Source organism: Testudinibacter crocodili (genome assembly GCF_006228025.1).
Lineage (GTDB): Bacteria > Pseudomonadota > Gammaproteobacteria > Enterobacterales > Pasteurellaceae > Chelonobacter.
On record NZ_VDHF01000155.1, the window covers coordinates 1 to 912 of the forward strand.

The following is a 912-nucleotide window of genomic DNA, read 5'->3' on the forward strand; positions in this document are numbered from 1 at the left end:
GAAGAAGCTCGCAAAGCTGAAGAAGCTCGTAAAGCTGAAGAAGCTCGTAAAGCTGAAGAAGCCCGTTTAGCTGAGGAAGCCCGTTTAGCTGAAGAAGCTCGTAAAGCTGAAGAAGCTCGCTTAGCTGAATTAGCACGTACTGAACCAAACACCTATGTTTATACCGCAGCATCTTTAAATAATAGCGATATTTTAGAGCCTATCAAAAAAGACAGTTGGACAAACGAAGATGGTTTAGCCAAATTAGTAGCTGCTGATGGCTCCGGCAAAGGAGAATCTACTCAATCTGTAAGCAGTAGCTCCGTGACTAATGGTAAAGTGCTAAACATCCAAGCTGCTTATGATACTTACAGCAATAACTTAAATGACTCTGGTATTGCCGGTGTTTCAGCTCGTGGTACAGTCAATGGACGTAACGCTAACGATGCAATGGTGATTTATTCAGGACGATCTACTAATGCCAATGAATTAGAAACACTTAAAGGTTCTGCCAAATATCAAGGGGTGAGTTATCTAACTAATAGCGAATTTATTTCAGAAGGTACGGTAACACTTAATGCGAACTTTGATAAAAAAACGATTTCTGGTGATATAACTCAAATGCACTTCGAAAATATTTGGCGAGAAACTGAACTCTCCGAAACAGCCATCACAGCTAAAAATGGTGAGATCACCTTTGCTGGTAATGCCAAAACCACCGATAAAGGTATGATTAATATACCACTTTCAGGCACTTATGAAGGGAAATTTATGGGACGTGGCGCGGCTGAAGTTGCTGGTTCAGCAACGTTAACCAATGAATGGGGAAGTGAAACCAAAGCGGTATTTAACGCTGCTAAATAATCATTTTGGTTGTATGAAAAATTATCAATTAATCTAGGCGCTCCTGCGCCTTAGACTGCTGACAAAAGT

At 40.7% G+C, this 912-nt stretch carries 1 protein-coding gene; it reads left to right on the forward strand.

Features of this window, described 5'->3' with window-relative positions:
- A partial coding sequence (locus tag FHQ23_RS12015; protein ID WP_139614527.1) for a factor H binding protein domain-containing protein occupies positions 1-843 on the forward strand: 843 nt, incomplete at its 5' end.
- Positions 844-912 lie beyond the last annotated feature (69 nt).